This is a genomic window from Rosenbergiella metrosideri (genome assembly GCF_022602565.1).
Lineage (GTDB): Bacteria > Pseudomonadota > Gammaproteobacteria > Enterobacterales > Enterobacteriaceae > Rosenbergiella > Rosenbergiella metrosideri.
The window spans coordinates 49627-70485 of sequence record NZ_JALBCV010000017.1; the positions used below are offsets into that span (position 1 = coordinate 49627).

The window sequence follows — 20859 nt, forward strand, 5'->3', positions numbered from 1 at the left end:
AGTCATGATTACAGATCTCGAAGAGCATATCCTCGATAGTATCGACAAGACGGTAGAACACGGTTCTGACGATGAGCTTTTTGCTGGGGGGTACCTGCGGGGGCATTTGACCTTAGCGGTGGCGGAGCTGGAAGATCAGCCGTCCGCTGACCCCGAAGCTTTGAAAGTTCAAGTGGAACAGAGTCTCGCTCAAGCGATCAAAGCGGGCGAGCTCTCGCCCCCTGACCAAAAACTGGTCACGCAATTGTGGGAAGATCTCTACCACCGCGCGGTAGCAGAGTTATCTTCCACTAACTAATTGGTCTGCCTTTAATGCGTTTGCGTATCCAGAATCGACCGGGATGTAACGCATTTAAGGTAGATAAATCAAGTGGTAGTGCTTCGCCTGCGAGTTGCGAGGCGAGTAATTCCGCCGCTAACGGCGCACTGCACAGGCCCCGCGATCCCAATCCCCCCAGTACAGAGAGACCTGAATGGTAACTCTCCGCTATCTGTTCTTTCGGCCTAGCAGGCTCCGCCACGAATTGTTGATAATCGCTTAATACGCCGACCATCGGAAGATGATCGCGTATTGCACAGCGCACGGCGATGCGAGCATGATCACTCATTACCAGTGATGATGCCCAAGTGCTATGGGGCAGGCACTGTGTTAAGCGTTGTTTATTCGTCCGTTGTTCATCCGCAGAATAATCACAATCTGTCTCCCCGCGGCGATAGCTGGCGCCAATACAATGACTTTGGTAAGTAGCGCTTAAAGGGGTTAAGTACCCCTCGTAGCAGAGTACCGTAGCGAGCTGGCTCAAGGGCTGTTGTTTATCGACATGACTCACTTGGCCGGCAACCGGATATACAGGTAAGAATTCAGTCTGCGTGAAGCGGCTTAACTGATGGCCATTGGCCAAGACTACTTGCGAATGCTGGGCATGGCCACCTTCGACAAAATCGAGTTGCCAGTCGCCGTTAGGCTGCTGGTGGAGGTTTTCGATGCCGCAGCCCCAATGACACACCACGCCTTGCGAGCTTAGCCAATCAAAAATTTTCGCGGTCAATTCGACGGGGGATAGCCAGCCCCCCTCTGGATAGAAAATACCACTATGTTCGATGGCTAATCCGGCGAGGTCACTCGCCTCGTTAGCACTGACGAATGTTGCTAACGATGGCGGTAATGAGAGCGCCACGAGTTGATCAATTTTTTTTCGACTCTTGTCATCCCATCCTAGTTGTAATACACCACACCATTGATGTTCGAAGGAGAAGGGTAGGGCTTGATAAAATCGCTTGGCAAATGTAAATGCCGCGCTAAAAAATGTCGCAAGATGCGGGTCTTGTGCGTGCAATAGCGGATACACCGCACCTTGCCGATTTCCCGAGGCATTTGCAGCGGGTTTGGCATCGGCACAATAATGCGTCACCTGCCAACCGCGTCGTACCAACGCGAGACAAAGACAGGCGCTGGCAATTCCGCCGCCAACAATAGCGATCTCTTTTTTATTTGCGGCGGGGCGAGGATACCAAGGGGTAGGATGTTGGTAATCAGGCGGGGTAGCTAATTGTCCAATTAGCATTTCGCGTTTATGGGCAAAGCCTTTACGGCGCGTCACGCTAAAGCCTACTTGCTCCAGCCCGCGCCGTACAAAGCCTGCTGCGGTAAAGGTTGCAAAGGTACCTGTTTTCTTTACTGTTGTCGCTAATGTCGCGAACAGTTGGTGGGTCCACATATCAGGATTTTTCGATGGTGCGAAGCCATCTAAAAACCATGCATCAACCTTTTGAACTAAATTGGCTTTTAGATCCTCTAACATGTCGTTGATATCGCCGAACCACAGGTCGAGAATGATTTTTCCTTGCGCAAAGATGAGACGATGGCAGCCGGGTAGGGCGTCGGGCCATTGTTGACGGAGTGCCTGTGAGAAGGTTGCCAACTCAGGCCAATGCGCATGGGCGAGTTCTAGGTCTGCCAGTGTTAATGGGTATTTTTCGCAACTAATAAAGTGTAATCGCGGTAATTTTAAGGTGCTATTCTGACGACCTAACTGCTGATAGCTTTGCCATAATGTCAAAAAATTCAAGCCTGTTCCAAAACCGGTCTCTGCAAGGGTAAAGGTATCCTGTTGCGAATCAATTAGGCGGGTGGAGAGGTGATTACCCTCTAAAAAGACGTAACGTGTTTCTTCTAACCCGTTATCGTTGGAAAAATAGACGTCATCGAAAAATTGCGAAACAGGTGTACCTTGTTCGTTCCAAACGAGGTCTGCATGGTTAATAGTGGCTGATTTCACGGCGATGGCTCTTTGCGGAAGACTTGTGAATAGTCTAGCGATATCACAATTTATAGGCAAATTTACAAAGAGTTTGAGTATAGGGGGTTGTTCGGCGTACAACTGTACGCTAAAGTGCACCCCATAAGATGATAGTTGTTATGAGGAATGTGAATGAAACGTGCAGTGATCACTGGCTTGGGGATTGTTTCCAGCATTGGTAATAATCAGCAGGAAGTGCTGGCTTCTCTTCGTGAGGGGCGTTCAGGAATCACTTTTTCTGATGAAATGAAAGATGCAGGCATGCGCAGCCACGTCTGGGGTAACGTTAAAATGGATACCACAGGCTTAATTGATCGCAAAGTTGTGCGTTTTATGAGCGATGCATCAATCTATGCTTATCTGTCTATGGCAGAAGCGGTAAAAGATTCGAAGCTGACCGAAGAGCAATATCAAAACAATCCACGTGTGGGATTAATTGCGGGTTCGGGCGGTGGTTCTCCGCGCTTCCAAGTTTTTGGTGCTGACGCCATGCGTAGCCCACGTGGTTTGAAAGCGGTTGGTCCTTATGTCGTGACCAAAGCGATGGCTTCAGGTGTTTCTGCCTGCTTAGCGACGCCGTTTAAAATTCATGGTGTGAACTATTCCATCAGTTCTGCGTGCGCAACCTCTGCACACTGTATTGGTAATGCAGTGGAACAAATCCAGCTGGGCAAACAAGATATTGTTTTCGCGGGTGGCGGTGAAGAGCTGTGCTGGGAACTGGCTTGCGAGTTCGATGCAATGGGTGCGTTATCAACTAAATATAACGACACACCAGAGAAAGCTTCCCGTACTTACGATTCAGAGCGCGATGGCTTTGTTATTGCAGGCGGTGGCGGTATGGTCGTGGTCGAAGAGCTTGAACATGCACTAGCACGCGGTGCGCATATCTATGCGGAAATCGTTGGCTACGGCGCAACCTCTGATGGTGCCGATATGGTTGCCCCTTCAGGTGAAGGTGCAGCACGTTGTATGAAGATGGCGATGGAAGGTCTGGACACGCCGATCGATTACCTGAATACCCACGGTACCTCGACTCCAGTTGGTGATGTGAAAGAATTAGGCGCTATCCGTGAAGTCTTTGGTGACAACACGCCGGCACTTTCTGCAACGAAAGCAATGACAGGTCACTCCTTGGGGGCTGCAGGCGTTCAAGAAGCGATCTATACCCTACTGATGTTGGAGCACGGTTTTATTGCACCAAGCATTAACATCGAGCAAGCGGATGCGGCGGCAGAAGGGATGAACATTATCACTCAACCGACCAAGCGCGCGCTGACGACTGTTATGTCAAACAGCTTTGGCTTCGGCGGGACCAACGCGACATTGACGATGCGTAAATTTACGTCATAATGAATTTATCGTTGAAAAAACGGCAGCTTAGGCTGCCGTTTTTATTGGCTTAAATAAAATCCCCCCGCAGTTAAAAAGGAGTCATAGTGATGACAGAGGACAAGTGCCGTCCTGAAGAGCGTTCTGTAAAACCGGTAGCAGTAACCTCTTTTGCTGTATTTCTCACCTATCTCACTGCGGGTATCGCATTACCGGTTATCCCTTTATTCGTTCATGATGGTCTTAGAATGAATAATGTGATGGTTGGTATCGCGGTAGGTATCCAATTCTTTGCGACACTGGCTAATCGAGGGTTTGCCGGGAAAAAAGCGGATCAGCAAGGGGCTAAGCAGACTACCCGACTCGGCATGGGGGTGATTGCCTTGGTGGGCGTGGCGTATTTGCTGTGCGTTTTTGCTAGCCACGCTGTGTGGCTGCAATTTAGTCTACTGCTGTTAGGACGTATTTTGCTCGGCTTAGGCGAAAGCTTTTTACTGACAGGGAACTTGACTTGGGGGCTAGGCCTTATTGGGCAGCCACGCTCGGGGATTGTCATGTCTTGGAACGGTATGGCTATCTACGGCTCGCTCGCAGCAGGTGCGCCAATTGGGCTCTATCTTTATCATCATTTCGATTTTCTTGGGGTGAGTCTCGCGTGTATAGCCTGTCCAATTGTCGCGCTATTGTGTAATGCCAAAATCCCTGCGGTACCGGTAAGTGGCGGCGATCGTCCGGGCTTCACCACCGTGTTGAAACAGATTTTGACGCCCGGTGCCGTATTAGCGCTTCAGGGGGTGGGATTTGCAGTGATTGGCGCATTTATCTCCCTCTATTTCGCTGCGGAACATTGGGGAAATGCGGGCTATACCTTAACTATTTTTGGGCTGGCTTACGTTTTAATCCGTGTCTTCTTTGGCGGAATTCCGGATAAAATGGGCGGTATCAAAGTCACCATTATCTCGCTAGGGGTAGAAATGGCCGGCTTATTACTGCTCTGCTTTAGCCAGCAGGCATGGCATGCTTTAGTAGGTGCAGCGTTAACGGGAGCCGGGTGCTCATTAGTCTTCCCAGCTATGGGTGTCGAAATCATGAAGCGGGTAGACGCACAGGTGCGCGGCACCGCACTCGGGTGTTTCTCTGCCTTTCAAGATGTTGCCTATGGGGCCACGGGGCCTTTGGCAGGGTTTTTAGCAAATAGCGCAGGCTACGGCGCGGTCTACCTAGCCGGCGCTTGTTGCGCGTTGATTGGGGTAATCGTCAGTCTAACGATGTTTCGCTCTGCAACACCTCGCTCAACAGCGTAACCGCTTGAAAAAAGTTTAATCGTATAACCACCGTCCGGCTTTCGCTGATTCGATCAGCATGCGCAGAGTGAAGTCAGGCACTGGTATCGGAGCTCTTTTTTTGAAAGGGTTCAACAAGAAAGGTTCATAAGGATAATAAGTTTGAAGTTTAAAATTACCCCGTGTGACATCAAACTTATCAAAAAAGTTATTCATCAGATCTTCGACTTCAAGCTCGTCAATACTGAGATCTGTATCTAAATCAGTGTCAGGTGTTAGCTCAACTTTCTTTAAGTTGAATAGATAAGTGCCAGCATAAGGGCGTACAAGTTCATAGACTCTTTGCTCAATACTTTCTTCTACCATACTTTATCGTTGCCTCTCGCTATGGTGTTATAGTCTCGAAGGGTTCTGTAGGTAATTTGAGTGACATCAGAGGCAAGGATCATTACTCCGAGCAATGGAATAGAACGGCCAACGAAGGACGCAATGTTGTGAACCATAACGCGACGAACCGTCCAAGGTGTGTAACCACCAAGCCAGGTAGGTAATGATAATCCAAAGGGAAATTTTGTTTTACCGAATATAGCCCTCGCACTTTTGGATGCATAAGAGGTCCCTTTAGTCGTGTTGGCTAATTTTCCTCTTGTACTCAAGTTATTTCTCCCTGAAACAATAGCGATAATTGCACTAAAATCTGCCACACCAATACCGAATTGGACTGCTGTATTTTCACAAAATATCATGAATAAAAGTTCAGCAGCGGTAAGATTTTGTCTTCCCGCATAGAAATAATTACCATTTAATTCTTCTACCGTATCCATTGATTCCTTTCCTATTTTTTATTCCAAGTACACACTATGATAAGTGAACATTATAAAAATCAACCCTTAGTGAATGGATAATATTCACGGAGTGGATTGCGACAATCTTCTAGATGTTTTTAACTATTTCACTCTATATTTATCCGGTACACGAAATGGTGCTGCAAGGTGGAATAGAGACAATGTCCTTTGCGAGCGAGTAAGGGGGGATTTTATCACTGCATAATTTTCTGCTAAAAACCGATAGGTGAGTTTAGTTTACAAGCTAGAGGCTTTTATTATTTTATATTTTATCAACCGTTGAAAAGAATTTTTAAACCGTTATCAGTCTGTATAGCGAGAAAATCGATTATTAAGTTATTTACTCCCTGAGTGAAGTTATTACCAGATAGTTTGTTTCAACAACCTCCAACCATATCCTCTGAATTGTTTCTCTGGCAAGATGAAAATTTTATCCAAAGTATAATTTTCTTGAATAATCCCTACTTGCCCTAAAGTTATTACCTCCGGATCTCTCTATTAGTTTCTCTTTTTTAGACTACAGCATGTGTATTCAACCTTTAGCTTAATAGGAATAAAGCATCATACGATTTTTTTCGTCTCGTCTCGTCGTTGACGTTGTGGGAGGAGATAAATATTTCTGAGCCTTAATTCGGTAATTTATTGAGATCCATAAAATGACTATGAAGGAGATAACGCTTGGCCAGTCGTCTGATCTCATTGGGTCAGTCTAACGATGTTGCGCACTGCAACACCTCGTTCAACAGCGTAACCGCTTGACGTATCGCTTGCGGAGTCAGCGCCGCGAAGCCGAGTATCTAGCCATTAATCATTGGAGTGGTCAAACACAGTGGGGCAAGTTCAGCGAGCTCTAGCCCTTTACGGCTGGCAGCAGCTGTGATTGCAGAGGTACTTCCTCTAAGATATTCGATAGCCAGTTGTAGCCCGCCTTCGGATGGCAGCAAACGAACGGTATCTGCTGGGCACTCTTTCAGTAACTCAATCAGCAGAGCGCGTCTTGCGGCATAGAGTTTTTTCATCAAACGAAGGTGACTCGCAAAATAACCTTCTGAAATAAACGCAGCGACTACGGCTTGTGATAATACGGCAGTGTGACTGTCGAGACGTTGCCGTGCGCTCGCTAACTGGGGGACAAGGGCGGGGGGCACGACCATATAGGCAAGTCGGATACTGGGAAAGAGTGTCTTGGAAAATGTTCCAAGATAGATGACCTTTTGGCCACGGTCGAGTCGTTGCAGGGAGGCCGGAGGGTCATTGCGGTAATGGTATTCACCGTCATAGTCATCCTCAATAATCCAGCTTTGATGTCGAGTCGCCCAATCTAGCCATTGCTGACGTCTAGAGTCGCTCATTGTCATCCCTAAAGGGTAATGATGTCCCGGTGTAAGATAAGCCAACTTGGCGTGATGGGGCGGGGGGATCGCACCGTCTTGATCCATAGTCTGGGGGGCAAGAACCGCACCCGCTTGCCGAAAGGCATTGACCGCTCCTGAGTAGCATAATGCCTCAGTCACAACGGTCTCTCCCTCATCCAACAGTATATGAGCCAGCCATTGCAGGCCTTGTTGTGAACTGTTCATCACAATAATTTGTGAAGGCGAACAATTAACTTGGCGGGATAACGCTAAATAATGGCTAATGGCTTTGCGGCACTCTGCCAGTCCCTGCGGGTCACCGTAAAGCAGTTGCTCTGGTGATAATGATTCCATTACTCGACGAGTCACCTCGGCCCACTGTTGTAACGGAAAAGCGTTCACATCGGGTACGCCGGCACTGAATGGCTGTATCGTCCGCGGGTCGGGACACTGAGGCTGAGCTAACAGCTGTTGTCCCCGATTTGATAATGTCGGGGGTAATCCTTGGTAAGCCGGTGACGAGAGCGCTAAACCACGTTGTGTCACGAAACTCCCTTGACCGAGAAGTCGCGTCAGGTAACCTTGTGTGGTTAACCGTTGATACGCCGCTTCCACTGTCGTTCGCGAGCAACCCAAATCTGTGGCTAATTGACGGCTAGAAGGCAAACGCTCCCCGGGGGCCAATTGCCCCTTTTCAATAGCCGCTCTCAGGACTCGGCATAGCTGTGTGACTCGATTCCCACGTTCGGCTAAGGTCAGGGATAACCAGATTGAAGAGCGCAGCGTCATAGTGGTCTGATAATTTATCGAAAATGGGTCTGATTAGAGCCTTAATAATGCGATATTCTGTGTCGACCACTCAAGGAGAATGATGATGACAGACTCAATTTTTCATTACGCTGACCCTGCGGACAGTGCAGCCTACTTAACCGCCAAATTGGCGTATTATATTGATGCTTGGGACTTAGCAGAAAGCTGCCAGCGTGATAGCGCAGAATGCATCATACTCGATGTCCGTTCTGCCGAGCATTACCGCCTCGGCCATATTCCCGGCGCGATAAACTTTCCCCATCGCGAGATGAATGCTCTGACATTGGCGACGTTATCTAAACAGGCTCATTATGTCACCTATTGCGATGGAATAGGATGTAATGGCTCAACCAAAGGGGCGTATAACCTCGCGCAAGCCGGATTTAAGGTAAAAGAATTGATTGGCGGCTTAGATTTTTGGCGTCGGGATAACCATCCAATTATCGAAGGCAGCGAGCCAAGCACTTGGCCCACTGATGCAGCGTCGATACAGTGTGGATGCTAATTAGAGCCAGACAATAAAGAGAAACAGTAGCACTATCCCAATAATCGTTAGGGTAACCCGGGAAGAGAATGGCCAAAAACTTGTCTGCCCCGTAACAGGCGGCGCGGGATGATAAATCGGAATAGGACCCGCGGTGAGTGCACCTTGTGGCGGCCGCCAACCGAAGCCAGCACGATGGCTAAATAGCACATTGAGAAGATCTTGTGCTTGCACACGTGATAAGCAGGCGTCTGCAGCTAAGTGATAATGCTGTTGGCAGTATACTGCTGCCTGCTCAAGTTCTAAGCTGCTTGCAGGGTGTTTTAAGCCTTGCAATAATTGTGGCAGTAAAAGACTACTCTGTCCCACTAACTGCTGGCGAGCCTGTAAATATTGAATCAACAAAGGGTAGTGCTTGGCGGGAATCGGGTCGCCGTCTTTTAAGCCGACCAAGCTATGTAACGTTTCCCAGACACTGATAGGTGACTCGCCGTTGGCGACGGATAATTTGACCACTTGCTGACTAAGTGTCGAATGCTCGGCTGGCAGTAGGCTCCGCGCGGTGGCGGTAGTTTGTACCGGTTGCGGGATCGACATCTGCCCTTGCTGAAGACGGGTTAATACTTGCTGCAGTTGTGCCTGAGTCAGGGCACTTAGCACCGTTTGCCCAAATTGCTGGCGAATGTATTCGCTGACGGCTTGCCGATTATTACCTTGAGGAAGTAAATCGGTAAGCTGCTGTAATTGGCGGCGTGCTAGATGATTATTCTGTTCTTGCTTAAGGACGCCTTGTAACCACTTTTCCGCTTCGGGAAAGTGCGACGAAAGCAGTTCGGCGTCGCCACTGACGTTTACGTGGTGGCGGATTCCAGCCCAAAGCGCCGGCGGTTTAAGGCTACTGATCGCCAAAATTTTAACGATGATGCGTTCCAGCGCAGTACGTTGCGTGGAGGAAAGTGCTTCACTGTGCAACGGCTTCGCTTTTAGGCTATTCGGGGAGGTTAAGTCGTAACGGTGTGGACCGTCGGAATATCCGCGAGGGCCGCTGAGTGGCTGCATGGCAACATCCTTACAAAAACTAAGAACCGGATGACCGGAGAATAGCCCGCTATCATAACAACCCCCCAATAAAATCCCAAGCAACAATCTGCCTGTTACCGCATTATTTGTCCTGTTGATGAGAATCGATCTCAGGTGTTTTCAGCCTAAGAATATGACAGAATATCTTAACACTCTCTTTTTACCTTCTAGGCCAAATCATGAAAATCGTTGTCGATGAAAATATGCCCTATGCGCAAGAGTTATTCAGTCGTAAAGGAGAGGTCGTACGTGTCCCAGGCCGGCCCCTGCCGGTAAGCGAATTACAGGATGCCCAAGCACTGATGGTGCGTTCGGTCACGCCGGTTAATACGCAGCTGGTGACCCATACGCCGCTAGCTTTTGTGGGATCGGCGACGGCAGGCACTGACCATGTCGAGTTGGCGGACCTCGAGGCGGCAGGTGTGGCGTTTTCCGCGGCACCCGGCTGTAACGCTATTGCGGTGGTAGAATATGTCTTTTCCGCGTTACTGCTATTGGCTGAACGCGACGGTTATACTTTATGTGATAAGACAATTGGTATTGTCGGTGTCGGCAATGTCGGGAGTCGTCTGCAAGCTCGCTGTGAAGCCTTGGGGATGAAGGTGCTATTATGTGACCCGCCACGAGCCGATCGCGGTGATCAAGAAACGTTCCTTTCATTAGAAAATATCGCGGCACAAGCCGATATCTTGACCTTCCACACACCACTCATTAAACAGGGTGCCTACCAAACGTGGCACTGTGTTGATCGCCATCTGCTCGAAACATTACGGCCTGGCTGTGTGCTGATTAATGCTTGCCGAGGCGCGGTGGTAGATAACCAAGCCCTTAAGCAGGTGCTTACTGAGCGCAACGATCTGAGTGTGATATTGGATGTGTGGGAGCCAGAACCCGATCTCGACCGCCAACTGCTGGCTCAAGTCGATATCGCGACGGCCCATATCGCTGGCTACACCTTAGAAGGTAAAGTGCGGGGAACCACGCAACTTTATGAAGCGTGGACCGCGTTTATCGGACAGCCAGAACGCATCACTCTAAGTGAATTATTGCCTCAGCCTGATATCAGCGCGATTCAGGTCACAGGCGAGTTTTCGCAGTCACTTCTAAAACGTTTAGCTCATCTCGTGTATGATGTGCGCCGCGATGATGCATTGCTTAGGCAGCATATCGCTGATGAAGGGGGATTTGACCGGCTAAGAAAGCAATATCAAGAGCGCCGCGAATGGTCTTCATTAACCGTTAGCTGTTCGACTGCCTCGACGGCTGAACGACTTCGTCAACTCGGATTCAATACCTTGTACTGCGCTTAGGCTCAGTTGTTGTTGGGGTGGGTGTGACTCATCCCGTTAATTTAGTGTGGAGTACCCCATGTCCCAGGGTTGGAATATTGCTATTTTAGGAGCGACCGGTGCCGTTGGCCGAGCGTTAATCGAGTGTTTAGAGCAGCGTGAGTTCGCGGTCGGTAACGTTACGCTACTGGCCACTGAAGAGAGTGCAGGTGAATCCATTCGCTTTGCCGGAAAAAATTACCTCGTTCAGGATGCGCGCAATCATGACTGGAGCGACAGCCAATTAGCGTTTTTTGTCGCGGGACAACAAGCCAGTGCTGACTATGCGGATCTCGCCGCGGATGCAGGATGTATTGTTATCGATAGCAGTGGACTCTTTGCATTAGCCCATGATGTCCCCTTAGCCGTGGTTGGCGTCAATGACAACACACTGGCCGACTACCGTAATCGTAACATTATTGCGGTTGCCGATAGCCAAGTGAGCCAGCTGATGAACGCTATTGCCCCACTTGATCAGGCTGCCAGTGTCCAATCTATCCAGCTGACTGAATTATTATCTGTTTCGGCCCAAGGGAAAATTGCGGTCGATGCATTGGCGGGTGAAAGCGCACGCTTACTCAACGGTATCCCGCCTGAGAACTATCACTTTGGTCGTCAATTAGCCTTCAATATGATGCCGCTGGCGACCGATGAGCTGGGCAGTGTCCCGGCAGAACGCCGTGTCGTGGACCAAGTACGCAAAATATTACAAGACGAAAGTTTCCCATTGAGTGTGACATCGCTCCAAGCACCGGTGTTTTATGGTAATGCGCAAAGTGTTCGCGTGATCACTGCGCGTCCACTGGAAGTTGATGAAGCCCAACAAGTATTGGGTGAGCAAGCTGATCTGGCGGTGAGCGAGGAACACGACTTTCCGACACCCGTAAGCGAAGGTACAGGCCAAGACCAGCTTTATATTGGTGCTATCCGTCAAGATTATGGCCAGCCTGAAGGGTTACAGTTTTGGTCAGTAGCGGATAACGTCCGTTACGGAGGTGCCTTAATGGCAGTGAAAACTGCAGAGCGCCTGATTGAGGATTATTTGTAATGTCGACAGCTGAAACCCCGTACAAAATTGCACTGGGGATTGAGTACGATGGCAGCCGATATTATGGTTGGCAACGCCAACGCGAAGTACGCAGTGTTCAACAGGTCCTCGAAAAAGCCCTGACCCAAGTCGCTAATCATCCCATCGATGTCTTTTGCGCCGGGCGAACGGATGCTGGGGTACATGGGACAGGACAAGTGGTTCATTTCGAAACACAAGCTAAACGGGCGGATGCCGCTTGGACGTTAGGGGTCAATGCGAATTTACCCGACGATGTTGCGGTGCGTTGGGTTAAGGCGGTACCGGATGAATTCCATGCCCGCTTTAGCGCGACGGCACGGCGTTATCGCTATGTGATTTATAACGAGCGCTTACGTCCAGCTATTCTCGGAAAAGGGTTGACGCATTTTTATCATCCCTTAGACACCGATAAAATGCATCGCGCTGCACAGAGTCTGTTAGGAGAGAACGATTTTACCTCGTTTCGAGCAGTGCAATGCCAATCGCGGACGCCATGGCGTAATATTTCACATATTCATGTTATACGCCAAGGTAGCTTTGTGATTATCGATATCAAAGCCAACGCTTTCGTCCACCATATGGTACGGAATATTGTCGGCAGTCTGCTGGAAGTGGGGATGGGAAATCAGCCTGAACAGTGGATCGCGGAGCTCTTAGCATTGCGCGATCGGACTAAAGCGGCGGCAACAGCGAGAGCGGAAGGGCTCTATTTAGTTGCCGTTGACTATCCCGAGCATTTTACACTACCAACACCTGCGTTGGGGCCGCTTTTCCTCGCAGACGATAATTACTTTCCTCAATAAGGAGTTATGCAATGCTATCAATGATCATTGATTTTATATTGCATATAGATGTTCATTTAACGGCGTTAATCGCGCATTACGGATTATGGGTCTACGCCATCCTCTTTCTTATTATCTTTTGTGAGACGGGGCTGGTGGTGACACCCTTTTTGCCTGGCGACTCCCTACTGTTCATCGCGGGTGCGCTCGCTGTTTTACCAAGTAATGCGTTAAACGTGCATATGATGGTAGGATTATTAGTGATTGCCGCCGTACTGGGCGATGCGCTGAACTACACCATCGGGCGCTTATTTGGCGAAAAACTTTTTAGCCGTCCGAATTCGCGCATTTTTCGCCAGAGCTACCTCGATAAAACGCATCAGTTCTACGATAAGCACGGCGGGAAAACCATTATCCTGGCGCGTTTTGTTCCTATCATCAGGACCTTCGCGCCTTTTGTTGCTGGAATGGGACGCATGAGTTATCGCCAATTTGGATTTTATAACGTCATTGGTGGCATATGTTGGGTAGCATTATTTAGCTACGCTGGGGCAATTTTCGGTGATCTACCGGTGGTGAAAAGCAATATCAACTTGTTGATCGTCGCGATTATCGTGGTCTCGGTACTGCCTGGCATTATTGAAGTAATCCGCCATCGGGCGAAAAAGAATAATACAGATCCTTCAGCATAATGCTGATATCTGTATAATCGCTCCATATTTTTATCCACAGAACCTCACGGTTGTGGTTTAATGAGCGCTATTTATTGGCTGTTGAGTAATCATTCAGCAGAAACACAGTGACTGGTAAAACCAGGTTCAAACAGAAAGGTCCTCAATGAGCTGGATTGAGGGTGTTGCGTATAATTTCAATTTAAACAATGACTTGGGAATGTAATTCCTAAATCGTTCGAAATTAATTCACAATCCAACATCCAGCCATTCACTACCGCGAGAATCTATGTATCTCTCAGACATCTGCGCTGATTTATGCCCGAGTAATCTTTGTGCAAACTCATTGCTTTTGTCTGAGGCATATAGACGTGCCGAAAGGCTTCTGATTTCGTGAAATGATGGTGGGTCGCCTTCCCATTTACAACCTGATTTATCTCTTGCTTGGGAAAATGAGCGCGATATGCTTTTCACCGTTAACATTTGACCGGTTCGCGATGCTATTAGCGTCTCACATTTACCGTACGATTCTCTACATCTATCAATAACATCACTGAGTTTTATCTCTAAATTTGGCGCTTGGATTGATAGAGGTATGGTGAGTTTCGCCCCTGTCTTTTTCTGCTCAATCCAAAGCTTTCCATCCTTTACATCTGACCATTTCATTTTGCAAATATCACTAACCCTTTGCCCAGTGACAATTGCCAGCTCAATACTCAGGCTAACCCAGTCCTGCATTTGGTAGGATGACAGCAAAATCCCTTTCAAATCCTGCACAGAAAGTCTATTTCGTTTCACTGTTATTCTTGAGTTCCTAGTCGATTCCACAGGGTTAACGCTTAATAATCCCTCTGATATTGCCTCACGGAACATATCAAGCATAGTAGAGCGTATCAATTTCGCCCGGGAATCCTTTCCATCCTGAACGTATTCATCAAGAAAACTAGCAACGTCCTTAGTTCGTATTTCTGTCAGATCGCACTTATCAAATCGCGCCGAGACAGCCTTTACCCGACTACGATACTCTGACATTGAGCTTTTGCTGATGCTTCGCCTTTCCAATATTTTTAAATATCTCTGCGCCCAATCCTCAAATAAAACACCCTCATGGCCATTAATTCGATCGACCAAGCTTACGACTTTATGGCTCGACATAGACATATTAGCTTCGATAGCCTGAGTGACTGAGTATCGCTTATCTCTCCCTAGCCCAAACTCCTTACCCGTCCTTGGGTCTCTATAGCTATAGTATCCATCCCTACAATAAAGGTTAGGTGGTAGGTCGCTGGTTTTACTGGTTCTTCGACGCGCAGCCATTTGCCATCCTTTGCATTAAACTCGGTTTATTTTTAGGTGAGCGCAGCTCGCTATTATCTAGTCTCGTCGCCGATTCATCAAAAATATATGAACGACCATACTTTTTAGGTGCTGGGTATATTTTACCATTACGCACATCACGCCTTACTTGTTCCTCGCTAAGCTGAATAGGCTGCTTTTGATTCCACTGTCTCAATGTTAAGGTTGCCAAAGCATTCTCCTTTACCTTCCCGCAGACATGACGATACCGCCGATTATCGGTGCGGGAATAGGTTGGGTTGATTTATTGTTCGTGATGAACTCTTGATAGGTTCCTGCATCCGGTGATTACCGTTGCGGATATGGTTGTCTTTCTGGTGACTACTTCTATTTGATAATGCCGGTCACGATAACCGACTGGATAGACGACATGGTGATACTTATTGCCAGTTCCGTACTTCAATCGATGCTTATCAATGGCTTTGCTGGCGACCACGATATGCACTGGTTCGGTATCGCCTCGGATAACCTCGCGCATCATGTATTCCTTCTTACTTCACCACACACAAGATCATGCTTAGGCTGAATATCTTTCATGTCCTGATATGCCCTCCAATAGCCAACATAAGAAGAATTAGGGCACAGATGACTCCAGCCCCTAACAATCCGCAGACAATTGAAAAATGTAATATCGATAAAGTAACCATCACTCCCCCAATCCGTTTAGGCGTTTTATTTCTTGAGCATAGGAAGATACTGCTTTATTAGCCGCTGACTTTGCGCTTAATCCTGCGAGTGGGCAGTCGTCTGAGTTGTTCCATTTTCGGATGAAATCAGCAGGCTCAATTAACTTAATCTCCGGCACTGGCGGGGCGGTGTAAAGTGGGTAAGACCCAACTTCATGCTCACTGCACAAAACCGTATAGATTTTATCCTCGACATCACTATCTACAGCATATAGGACTGTCTCTGCCGTTAGTGATGCTAGGGCTATCTTGAATATATCTTCTTCATCACTACAGCCACCGTATACTACATGAGATGCTAGCCGCGCTCTGGCGTAGTTAGCCAACTCTTCACGCTTCTCTTGTGTTAATGCAATCATGCTGCCTCCAATTCAAGTTCTTTAAGCCCCGCGCGAACTGCATCAATTATTCTTGATAGGTATTGATATTTAGGGTTCGGAATGGTAGGCCAGCCAGCATAGAATGGGTCATCGCCAAATAGGTTCAATAGGCAATTCACTAGTTGGTAATTGCAGACCTTCTCCTTCACGTCTCCTGAGCCGATAGATTCATCCCACATATCACGAGCCTCAGTGCTATTTATCTCATTAGACCTACGGAGTTTGATTATTTCTTTCTGGACGAAATTAATATTTTCTTCATTATCGTCATCAATGGTGCTTTCTAGCGACCTATCAAAATAGCCGATAAGGTAATCATTGCTGACTCGTTGAATAAATTCTTGAACCGTATCACCACCCATAGCAAACCAAGCACCTGTCCATGCCTGACCGTAACAAGTGACTGTAATCCTTCCCTTTCCGGGCTCGTAGTTTTCAATCATTACCCGAATCGGGTCTAGCCTTTCAGCGCCAGTTATCGTCATTGAAAGGACGTCATTTTTCTCAACAGTTATCATTACTACTCTCCACTATAATTTAGCCTTCCTTGGCGATGGGGTTGCTAGAATGGGATGTCGTCGTCAAAGTCCATAGGCGGTTCATTCGATTGCTGTGGCTGACTGCGTTGAGTCTGCTGAGTATTATTTTTAGGTTGGCTGTTACCATTTGCTTTCTGGCCTTCCTGTTTGCCGCCTAACATCTGCATTGTGCCGCCGACATTTACTACAACTTCCGTGGCGTAGCGGTCTTGTCCGCCTTGATCTTGCCATTTACGAGTTTTTAACTGGCCTTCGATATAAACTTGGGAACCCTTACGCAAATACTCCCCGGCTACTTCTGCCAACTTTCCAAATAAAACTACACGATGCCATTCTGTGATTTCCTTTTGTTCACCTGACTGCTTATCACGCCAGCTCTCCGAAGTTGCCAACGTGATATTGGTTACGGCCCCTCCGTTTGGAAGGTACCGGACTTCAGGGTCTTGCCCTAAGTTCCCAACGAGTATTACTTTGTTAACTCCGCGACTAGCCATTCCACTGCTCCCCAAATTTAAAACCGATTTCTGCTAATGATTGGTCCATCTTCTCAATGAATTCCGGCACCATATCGTCGAATTTATTCATATATTCCTGTTCACGCTCGACCAGAACGTGGTGAATTCCTTCTCTCTTCATCCTTGGGTCATAATTTGCGAAGTACCAAGCATCCTTGCCAGTTACCCACATGCTGTATTGAACCTGAGCCATATACTCGGCCTTGATAGCATCGAACCCTCCAAGGCGAAACTTCATAAATACAGCTGTGGTGTATGGACTTTTTAACTCAAGTCCACGGCCGTCACTGCATAGCCCGTCCGGTGAGCAAGCGCAGCGTAGGGAATCGTCCTTGTAGATTATTGAGGCGTCAGAAACGTCTACGCCTGATGTGAATTCGAAAAGCGTCCTTGCTGATGATTCATGCTCTTTTCCCCATGCTAGGGGTTTGGCTGTCACTTCAACTACTTCACCTGTGCAGACCTCACCGAGCAAGGTGTAGAAATAACTGAGCTTAGTGTCGGTCCACTTCTTCCCTGAACGGGGTACTGATATGACCTTTCCAGCCTCCGATGCTGTTATCACTCCCAATCGAAGTTTCAGCCAGTCGTAGCTTCCTTGCTCGACCTGATTAATGTCTATACCTGTGCGGTTGAGAATGATTTCTGGTGTCATGCTGCAGCCTTTTTCTTAATGAAGTCTAAGGCCTTAATTGCCTCAGATTCGGTGATATCTGCTGGCTTGGTAATGCTGCGCTTGAATATCGTTGAGCACAGCGGAAGTAGGTCTGTGTCCCAAGTCTTATTCATAGCTAACAACTGGTCATTGATGAGTTGGATTGTTTCATCGGTAGCAGGGGAGACGTCCCGTGGCTCGTTCTGGGTAACGATGCCTTCACCGCCCTCGGTATTTAGATGGTTGATGGCGTTATCAAGGCGTTCACGGCGGGGCCAGTATTTGCTAGCACGTTTGACGATGGTTTTACGGGCCATTTCATCCCACCATTTAGACCAAGGGCTATATGTTGAGCCTTTAGATTTGCTTGAACCTTCAACCTGTTTGATTTCAGCAAGGCTCATTTCCTCGGTGAGATAATCACCCTCTGGAGTTTTAACCGTGCAGTAACCTCCGACCACCGAACCTCGGTCACCAAAAGCGTTATATTTGTGAGTAGGGGCGCTGTCTAATCCGTTAGACTCGTATGTATCATGCTCGTGTACTAGCTTGCACTGGCCCCATAGTATTGAGCCGGTTGATTGGGCCAAGTGAAGCAGGCCCATATAACTAATATCTAGGCATACCATGCCGTCACGGGGAACGAGGTAAGCTAACTTGCTGGCTGGATTTAATGTGATACCGATGGCAGCAACGTTGATGATTGCATTCTGTGCACTAGCTTGATTAGCCATTGCCACCTTAGCCAGAGATTCATTTTTCTGGAATAGTTGAATTGCAAACTGGCTCTCCTTAGCCCACGTTACTGATTGGTCAGATAGGGACCGATTGAATAATCCCTCCTGCTCCTGTACTAACTCAATTACGTTATTAGACATCACGCTGCCCCCCGGTAATCCTTCCGATGGTCGTAAATTTCAAATGCACGTTCTACGATAACGCGCGACTCAATCAAGTCGTAAAGTGATTCAGTCCCTTTGCACTGAGCATCCATGTCGTAATCGACCAGATATTGAATGGCCCGCTTAGTATTGTCTGTTTCGTTTAACTTGATGAGTAACTCGAAAATGGGGTTTGACTTGATATTTTCGATAATCTCTTCAGTTCTCTGCTTGATTAACTCTTTTTCTAGCTTATTGGAGCCTGAACGCAAAGTTTCGACTATCTGCTTCAGCTCTCTTACTGTTTGCAAGTCCATTTTGACCTCCATAAGTAACTCATTGCCAATGCCCAAAGTTCTTTATCTTTCGACTCAATAGCCTCTCTACTCATGGCTTGTGCTAACTTGAATAAGTCAATCATGCAAACGCCTCCCGATTAGGTCTTGCCGCGTCATTAACAAAGCGTTTGATGCGGTCTAGTTGAGTTTTAAAGTAAGTGGTAGCAGCGCCAATGACGCCGCCGATGACGTTGATGGTCATTAGCGATACTCCGATGTAATTAGTAGGTGATTGATACTGATGAAACATGACCTTTAGCGATTGCTCTGATGCAGGCTTGTGCACACTCTTCTGTTAGCCCGGCATTGATAAGGTCGGCGACTGCTGCTGCATTAATCTGGCGCTTATGTTCAATATTTGCAGCTCTGGCTGCGGCTTCATCCTTGATGCGTTTCTCTTCTGCTAAACGCTTTTTCTCGACCTCTTGAGCTTTACGACGTTCTGCTTCGATAGCTTCCTGCTTATCACGCTCAGCTTTCTCAGCTGCTTCACGGGCTAATCTTTCGCTGCGTTCTTGCTGCTCTTTGGCTTCACGCTCAGCGCGCTCTTTCTCTTCGATGCGATCTCGTTCAGCTTGCTCAGCCTTGGCCTTTAGCTCTGCTTCGCGGCGGGCTGATTCTTCTCGCTCACGTTGTGCCTTTTCTTCTACCTCACGCTTAGCACGTTCCTCGGCTTCACGGGCGATACGTGTTTCATGCTCAATGCGCTGCTGCTCGGCGATGCACGCTGCTTCTGCTCGGTCACGGTCAAACTTCTCATTGAGAAGTAGGGCGATTTCGTGGTCAGACTCAACTAGCTTGGCGAGAGCTTCAGCGGCACGTTTCGCTTCTTCTTCCTGCTTGATTCTCTCTTGCTCCGCTTCCCACTGGGTTAGAGGGTCACGAACCTTGTCGCGCAGTGCGTCACACTTGTTATTCCAATTACGCAGCTCAGCCTCTACGATTTTTGGCTGCTCCTTTAGCCGCTTGAGGTACTCACGTCCGGGCTTTTCAATTGCTGTCTTGCTGCGGGAAACCTGAGCTGCCAGCGATGCCACACGGGCACGACCTTTAGCTGTTGATAGGTCTGGAACCTCGCCCAACACTTGGCGCTCAATTTGCTCGTAATAGCTATTAAGGCCATTCTCAACGTACAGCGCCGGAGCCTGTTCAGGTTTAATCTCCAGCACTGCCAAATCTGTAGTTTCTGTCATGTCACTCTCCTGAATGTTTGTCATATAACAGCCCACTCATTGAATAGGCGCTGATATGAGGGCTTAAAAAAAGCACCCGTAGGTGCCATTTATAGTAATTAGGCCAGAGCCTTAACGATTTCTTCGGCGATGCCTTCTGCATCATCGTCGTAATTCTCTGCAAGCAGATCGACAAAGTCATGCCAATTGTTCTCAAGAAAATCTCTGACATACTGCGCATAACACTCTGGTATTTGCTTATCCATTTTCTCTCTCCCATAAAAAAAGCCGCTCTAGGCGACTTGTATCTATTCAATAAGCTATTCACTTTCTGTCTTAACCCTTGTCTGGTAAGGGTAGGGAGTGAGTAGCTAGTTATTCACGCTCAATGAGTTACTCCTCAAAGGAATACCCACGATTCTGTTTCTGCGTTGTGTCCAAAGTTGTAATCATCACTAAGCGAAGATTCATCTACATTCTTTAAACCATCGACCAAAGTCGTTACAACTGCTATGTCCTGCTTCAATCGCATTAGGTGGTATTTCTTTCTTCTCAAGAATCCTTCCATCGCTAACTTCTTAGAGCTGAATGCATATGAGCGCTCAGCAGTTTTTAATACCTTCTTGATTGCGTATCGATTTCTTTTACTTTTCCATTCAGCAAGCCACCTTTCTGGCTCTGGATTACCATAAGCTCCGGTTAACCAGTAAGCAGGAGCCAGCCATGCATAATGCTCAGTTTCATAAAACGCCACGAACTGCATTGCATAAACTTTAATGCCATCTTCTTCAACGCCTGAATGATATCTCCAGAAAACAGGCATATCACGATATCGGAATTCATGTTCAGGGTAAGGAACCCATAGTGATTGACCCATACCTACCTCGCACTAACTGAAACTGATTTACGATGACCGAATAATCAGCCATCAAGAATTGGTTCCTGCTCTTATATGCCGCTCAGGATGCGCGACCCCCTTTAGTCACCACAACAGCCGG

27 protein-coding genes are annotated in these 20859 nt (G+C 47.8%); 9 read left to right on the forward strand and 18 right to left on the reverse strand.

Going from position 1 to position 20859, the window contains the following annotated elements; all coding sequences use genetic code 11:
- The first annotated feature begins 4 nt into the window (after nucleotides 1–4).
- On the forward strand, nucleotides 5–298 hold the full coding sequence (locus MKR94_RS14055; protein WP_241647504.1) for a YfcL family protein: 294 nt from the start codon (nucleotides 5–7) through the stop codon (nucleotides 296–298).
- Here the strand turns inward: MKR94_RS14055 and mnmC are convergent.
- Entirely contained in the window at nucleotides 291–2279 is a 1989-nt protein-coding gene (mnmC, locus tag MKR94_RS14060) for a bifunctional tRNA (5-methylaminomethyl-2-thiouridine)(34)-methyltransferase MnmC2/FAD-dependent 5-carboxymethylaminomethyl-2-thiouridine(34) oxidoreductase MnmC1 (RefSeq protein WP_241647505.1), read from the reverse strand. The genes MKR94_RS14055 and mnmC overlap by 8 nt on opposite strands.
- A 153-nt stretch (nucleotides 2280–2432) precedes the next feature.
- On the opposite strand from mnmC, the gene fabB reads away from it, so the two are divergent.
- Nucleotides 2433–3653 carry a beta-ketoacyl-ACP synthase I gene (gene fabB, locus MKR94_RS14065; protein ID WP_241647506.1) on the forward strand — a complete coding sequence of 407 codons (1221 nt, stop codon included), beginning with the start codon at nucleotides 2433–2435 and terminating at the stop codon, nucleotides 3651–3653.
- A gap of 89 nt (nucleotides 3654–3742) precedes the next feature.
- The gene (locus MKR94_RS14070; RefSeq protein WP_241647507.1) at nucleotides 3743–4936 is read left to right on the forward strand and encodes an arabinose transporter; all 1194 of its coding nucleotides are present in this window, start codon (nucleotides 3743–3745) and stop codon (nucleotides 4934–4936) included.
- A gap of 15 nt (nucleotides 4937–4951) precedes the next feature.
- Here MKR94_RS14070 and MKR94_RS14075 read toward each other — a convergent pair whose 3' ends face one another.
- The 3 genes from MKR94_RS14075 to pdxR all read right to left on the reverse strand — a co-directional run bounded on the left by MKR94_RS14075 (nucleotide 4952) and on the right by pdxR (nucleotide 7904).
- On the reverse strand, nucleotides 4952–5281 hold the full coding sequence (locus MKR94_RS14075; protein ID WP_241582822.1) for a DUF1493 family protein: 330 nt from the start codon (nucleotides 5279–5281) through the stop codon (nucleotides 4952–4954).
- Entirely contained in the window at nucleotides 5275–5739 is a 465-nt protein-coding gene (locus MKR94_RS14080) for an STM2901 family protein (protein WP_241647508.1), read from the reverse strand. Before MKR94_RS14080 ends, MKR94_RS14075 begins: the two co-directional genes overlap by 7 nt.
- 818 nt (nucleotides 5740–6557) lie before the next feature.
- Nucleotides 6558–7904 carry a MocR-like pyridoxine biosynthesis transcription factor PdxR gene (pdxR, locus tag MKR94_RS14085; protein WP_241647509.1) on the reverse strand — a complete coding sequence of 449 codons (1347 nt, stop codon included), beginning with the start codon at nucleotides 7902–7904 and terminating at the stop codon, nucleotides 6558–6560.
- Nucleotides 7905–7986: 82 nt separating this feature from the next.
- Between pdxR and MKR94_RS14090 the strand changes: the two genes are divergently transcribed.
- A complete protein-coding gene (locus tag MKR94_RS14090) occupies nucleotides 7987–8430 on the forward strand; it encodes a rhodanese-like domain-containing protein (RefSeq protein WP_422047532.1) in 444 nt (147 codons plus the stop codon).
- Here MKR94_RS14090 and flk read toward each other — a convergent pair whose 3' ends face one another.
- Complete coding sequence (gene flk, locus MKR94_RS14095) at nucleotides 8431–9468, reverse strand: flagella biosynthesis regulator Flk (RefSeq protein ID WP_241647511.1); 1038 nt, start codon at nucleotides 9466–9468, stop codon at nucleotides 8431–8433.
- A gap of 200 nt (nucleotides 9469–9668) precedes the next feature.
- Here flk and pdxB point away from each other — a divergent pair, with 200 nt between their 5' ends.
- The 4 genes from pdxB to MKR94_RS14115 are packed head-to-tail and all read left to right on the forward strand — an operon-like array spanning nucleotide 9669 to nucleotide 13360.
- Nucleotides 9669–10799, forward strand: coding sequence for a 4-phosphoerythronate dehydrogenase PdxB (gene pdxB / locus MKR94_RS14100; RefSeq protein WP_241647512.1), 1131 nt, complete (start codon nucleotides 9669–9671; stop codon nucleotides 10797–10799).
- A gap of 58 nt (nucleotides 10800–10857) precedes the next feature.
- Nucleotides 10858–11865: an aspartate-semialdehyde dehydrogenase gene (locus MKR94_RS14105; protein WP_241647513.1), complete on the forward strand. Its 1008-nt coding sequence runs from the start codon at nucleotides 10858–10860 to the stop codon at nucleotides 11863–11865.
- Nucleotides 11865–12689 (forward strand): tRNA pseudouridine(38-40) synthase TruA, encoded by an 825-nt coding sequence (gene truA, locus MKR94_RS14110; protein ID WP_241647514.1) that lies wholly within the window; start codon nucleotides 11865–11867, stop codon nucleotides 12687–12689. The genes MKR94_RS14105 and truA overlap by 1 nt, the downstream gene beginning before the upstream one ends.
- Nucleotides 12690–12700: 11 nt before the next feature.
- Entirely contained in the window at nucleotides 12701–13360 is a 660-nt protein-coding gene (locus MKR94_RS14115; RefSeq protein WP_241647515.1) for a DedA family protein, read from the forward strand.
- A 228-nt stretch (nucleotides 13361–13588) separates the two neighbouring features.
- On the opposite strand, the gene MKR94_RS14120 is transcribed toward MKR94_RS14115, so the two are convergent.
- The 3 genes from MKR94_RS14120 to MKR94_RS14130 form a co-directional block, all read right to left on the reverse strand.
- A complete protein-coding gene (locus MKR94_RS14120) occupies nucleotides 13589–14656 on the reverse strand; it encodes a site-specific integrase (RefSeq protein ID WP_241647516.1) in 1068 nt (355 codons plus the stop codon).
- Nucleotides 14631–14867 carry an excisionase gene (locus tag MKR94_RS14125; protein ID WP_048912340.1) on the reverse strand — a complete coding sequence of 79 codons (237 nt, stop codon included), beginning with the start codon at nucleotides 14865–14867 and terminating at the stop codon, nucleotides 14631–14633. The genes MKR94_RS14120 and MKR94_RS14125 overlap by 26 nt, the downstream gene beginning before the upstream one ends.
- 72 nt (nucleotides 14868–14939) lie before the next feature.
- Nucleotides 14940–15140 carry a DUF4060 family protein gene (locus MKR94_RS14130; protein ID WP_241647527.1) on the reverse strand — a complete coding sequence of 67 codons (201 nt, stop codon included), beginning with the start codon at nucleotides 15138–15140 and terminating at the stop codon, nucleotides 14940–14942.
- Between MKR94_RS14130 and MKR94_RS17065 the strand changes: the two genes are divergently transcribed.
- Complete coding sequence (locus tag MKR94_RS17065; RefSeq protein ID WP_241647529.1) at nucleotides 15066–15221, forward strand: hypothetical protein; 156 nt, start codon at nucleotides 15066–15068, stop codon at nucleotides 15219–15221. The genes MKR94_RS14130 and MKR94_RS17065 overlap by 75 nt on opposite strands.
- A 120-nt stretch (nucleotides 15222–15341) precedes the next feature.
- Here MKR94_RS17065 and MKR94_RS14140 read toward each other — a convergent pair whose 3' ends face one another.
- The 10 genes from MKR94_RS14140 to MKR94_RS14180 all read right to left on the reverse strand — a co-directional run bounded on the left by MKR94_RS14140 (nucleotide 15342) and on the right by MKR94_RS14180 (nucleotide 20738).
- Entirely contained in the window at nucleotides 15342–15740 is a 399-nt protein-coding gene (locus MKR94_RS14140; RefSeq protein ID WP_241647517.1) for a hypothetical protein, read from the reverse strand.
- Complete coding sequence (locus MKR94_RS14145; RefSeq protein WP_241647528.1) at nucleotides 15737–16276, reverse strand: phiTE_072 family protein; 540 nt, start codon at nucleotides 16274–16276, stop codon at nucleotides 15737–15739. The genes MKR94_RS14140 and MKR94_RS14145 overlap by 4 nt, the downstream gene beginning before the upstream one ends.
- A 47-nt stretch (nucleotides 16277–16323) precedes the next feature.
- Nucleotides 16324–16794 (reverse strand): single-stranded DNA-binding protein, encoded by a 471-nt coding sequence (locus MKR94_RS14150; protein WP_241647518.1) that lies wholly within the window; start codon nucleotides 16792–16794, stop codon nucleotides 16324–16326.
- On the reverse strand, nucleotides 16787–17470 hold the full coding sequence (locus MKR94_RS14155) for a YqaJ viral recombinase family protein (protein WP_241647519.1): 684 nt from the start codon (nucleotides 17468–17470) through the stop codon (nucleotides 16787–16789). The genes MKR94_RS14150 and MKR94_RS14155 overlap by 8 nt, the downstream gene beginning before the upstream one ends.
- Nucleotides 17467–18348, reverse strand: coding sequence for a RecT family recombinase (locus MKR94_RS14160; RefSeq protein ID WP_241647520.1), 882 nt, complete (start codon nucleotides 18346–18348; stop codon nucleotides 17467–17469). Before MKR94_RS14160 ends, MKR94_RS14155 begins: the two co-directional genes overlap by 4 nt.
- A complete protein-coding gene (locus tag MKR94_RS14165) occupies nucleotides 18348–18668 on the reverse strand; it encodes a hypothetical protein (protein WP_241647521.1) in 321 nt (106 codons plus the stop codon). Before MKR94_RS14165 ends, MKR94_RS14160 begins: the two co-directional genes overlap by 1 nt.
- 100 nt (nucleotides 18669–18768) lie before the next feature.
- Nucleotides 18769–18891 carry a hypothetical protein gene (locus MKR94_RS17000; protein WP_277755679.1) on the reverse strand — a complete coding sequence of 41 codons (123 nt, stop codon included), beginning with the start codon at nucleotides 18889–18891 and terminating at the stop codon, nucleotides 18769–18771.
- A gap of 19 nt (nucleotides 18892–18910) precedes the next feature.
- Nucleotides 18911–19882: a coiled-coil domain-containing protein gene (locus MKR94_RS14170; RefSeq protein ID WP_241647522.1), complete on the reverse strand. Its 972-nt coding sequence runs from the start codon at nucleotides 19880–19882 to the stop codon at nucleotides 18911–18913.
- 98 nt (nucleotides 19883–19980) lie between these two features.
- A complete protein-coding gene (locus tag MKR94_RS14175; RefSeq protein WP_241647523.1) occupies nucleotides 19981–20127 on the reverse strand; it encodes a hypothetical protein in 147 nt (48 codons plus the stop codon).
- Between the two features lie 134 nt (nucleotides 20128–20261).
- The gene (locus tag MKR94_RS14180) at nucleotides 20262–20738 is read right to left on the reverse strand and encodes a hypothetical protein (RefSeq protein WP_241647524.1); all 477 of its coding nucleotides are present in this window, start codon (nucleotides 20736–20738) and stop codon (nucleotides 20262–20264) included.
- Between the last annotated feature and the right edge of the window lie 121 nt (nucleotides 20739–20859).

Coding starts and splice junctions, on each gene's coding strand:
- MKR94_RS14055 (WP_241647504.1), top strand. CDS start 5: ATGATTACAGATCTCGAAGAGCATATCCTCGATAGTATCGACAAGACG.
- fabB (WP_241647506.1), top strand. CDS start 2,433: ATGAAACGTGCAGTGATCACTGGCTTGGGGATTGTTTCCAGCATTGGT.
- MKR94_RS14070 (WP_241647507.1), top strand. CDS start 3,743: ATGACAGAGGACAAGTGCCGTCCTGAAGAGCGTTCTGTAAAACCGGTA.
- MKR94_RS14075 (WP_241582822.1), bottom strand. CDS start 5,281: ATGGTAGAAGAAAGTATTGAGCAAAGAGTCTATGAACTTGTACGCCCT.
- MKR94_RS14080 (WP_241647508.1), bottom strand. CDS start 5,739: ATGGATACGGTAGAAGAATTAAATGGTAATTATTTCTATGCGGGAAGA.
- pdxR (WP_241647509.1), bottom strand. CDS start 7,904: ATGACGCTGCGCTCTTCAATCTGGTTATCCCTGACCTTAGCCGAACGT.
- MKR94_RS14090 (WP_422047532.1), top strand. CDS start 7,987: ATGATGACAGACTCAATTTTTCATTACGCTGACCCTGCGGACAGTGCA.
- flk (WP_241647511.1), bottom strand. CDS start 9,468: ATGCAGCCACTCAGCGGCCCTCGCGGATATTCCGACGGTCCACACCGT.
- pdxB (WP_241647512.1), top strand. CDS start 9,669: ATGAAAATCGTTGTCGATGAAAATATGCCCTATGCGCAAGAGTTATTC.
- MKR94_RS14105 (WP_241647513.1), top strand. CDS start 10,858: ATGTCCCAGGGTTGGAATATTGCTATTTTAGGAGCGACCGGTGCCGTT.
- truA (WP_241647514.1), top strand. CDS start 11,865: ATGTCGACAGCTGAAACCCCGTACAAAATTGCACTGGGGATTGAGTAC.
- MKR94_RS14115 (WP_241647515.1), top strand. CDS start 12,701: ATGCTATCAATGATCATTGATTTTATATTGCATATAGATGTTCATTTA.
- MKR94_RS14120 (WP_241647516.1), bottom strand. CDS start 14,656: ATGGCTGCGCGTCGAAGAACCAGTAAAACCAGCGACCTACCACCTAAC.
- MKR94_RS17065 (WP_241647529.1), top strand. CDS start 15,066: ATGGTGATACTTATTGCCAGTTCCGTACTTCAATCGATGCTTATCAAT.
- MKR94_RS14140 (WP_241647517.1), bottom strand. CDS start 15,740: ATGATTGCATTAACACAAGAGAAGCGTGAAGAGTTGGCTAACTACGCC.
- MKR94_RS14150 (WP_241647518.1), bottom strand. CDS start 16,794: ATGGCTAGTCGCGGAGTTAACAAAGTAATACTCGTTGGGAACTTAGGG.
- MKR94_RS14155 (WP_241647519.1), bottom strand. CDS start 17,470: ATGACACCAGAAATCATTCTCAACCGCACAGGTATAGACATTAATCAG.
- MKR94_RS14160 (WP_241647520.1), bottom strand. CDS start 18,348: ATGTCTAATAACGTAATTGAGTTAGTACAGGAGCAGGAGGGATTATTC.
- MKR94_RS14165 (WP_241647521.1), bottom strand. CDS start 18,668: ATGGACTTGCAAACAGTAAGAGAGCTGAAGCAGATAGTCGAAACTTTG.
- MKR94_RS17000 (WP_277755679.1), bottom strand. CDS start 18,891: ATGACCATCAACGTCATCGGCGGCGTCATTGGCGCTGCTACCACTTAC.
- MKR94_RS14170 (WP_241647522.1), bottom strand. CDS start 19,882: ATGACAGAAACTACAGATTTGGCAGTGCTGGAGATTAAACCTGAACAG.
- MKR94_RS14175 (WP_241647523.1), bottom strand. CDS start 20,127: ATGGATAAGCAAATACCAGAGTGTTATGCGCAGTATGTCAGAGATTTT.
- MKR94_RS14180 (WP_241647524.1), bottom strand. CDS start 20,738: ATGGGTCAATCACTATGGGTTCCTTACCCTGAACATGAATTCCGATAT.